The 673-nt window shown below is 37.3% G+C and carries 1 protein-coding gene and 1 pseudogene; one reads left to right on the top strand and one right to left on the bottom strand.

The window, feature by feature from the left end; all coding sequences use genetic code 11:
* Positions 1-180, bottom strand: a pseudogene (locus tag LJE09_RS17320) (cupin domain-containing protein); the annotation flags it as partial.
* A gap of 140 nt (positions 181-320) precedes the next feature.
* On the opposite strand from LJE09_RS17320, the gene LJE09_RS17315 reads away from it, so the two are divergent.
* Positions 321-653, top strand: a complete 333-nt coding sequence (locus LJE09_RS17315) for a winged helix-turn-helix transcriptional regulator (protein ID WP_008373705.1) — start codon at positions 321-323, stop codon at positions 651-653.
* Positions 654-673: the final 20 nt, after the last annotated feature.

The raw sequence follows: 673 nt of genomic DNA, 5'->3' as shown, positions 1-673 counted from the left end.
TTTGCCGTTACCTGAAAGAATTCCATAGATTTCTTCATTTTCTTTATGAGAATGAACAAATGGGACATTTGCTCCTGCAGGTAGTTCGTTTAAACTGATTTCTGCACCTGTTAAAGACAACTTTTCATGCAGCTCAATTCGGTTTTCCTTTCCAATAGTTGTTTTTGTGTAATTTGCCATAATAACCTCCATAGTTAATTTGTAGTTTCTGGTTGCTTGGTATAAGTATAGTGTGAGACACATACAAAAACAAGTACGCACCTTTTTGTAACTGTACACTCAAAAATGAATGTGTTACAATAGACTCGGAGGTGAGAATTATGCGAGCAAAAGAAGAATTACCGGAATGCCCAGTTGCAACAGCAGTATCTCTTATCGGAGGAAAATGGAAACTGCTGATTTTGCGTAACTTGAAAGAGCGTCCATGGAGATTCAATGAGCTACAACGAAGTATAGATGGTATTTCACAAAAGGTTTTGACAGATAGTTTAAGACAAATGATGAGTGATGGGCTGGCATATCGCCACGATTACCATGAGCAGCCACCGAGAGTTGAATACGGCTTAACGGAACTCGGAACAAAAATGCTTCCAATTGTTAATTCACTTGCTGACTTTGGTAACTACTATAAATCAATTATTGAACAGAATTAAGGACGTTAGTATTTGAAAAG

The organism is Blautia sp. DFI.3.45, assembly GCF_020593505.1.
GTDB classification, from domain to species: domain Bacteria; phylum Bacillota; class Clostridia; order Lachnospirales; family Lachnospiraceae; genus Blautia_A; species Blautia_A wexlerae.
This window is presented reverse-complemented; position numbering and strand designations above follow the sequence as displayed.

What these genes read in the sequence shown, in the direction of transcription:
- LJE09_RS17315 (WP_008373705.1), top strand. Translation starts at nt 321, where the DNA reads ATGCGAGCAAAAGAAGAATTACCGGAATGCCCAGTTGCAACAGCAGTA.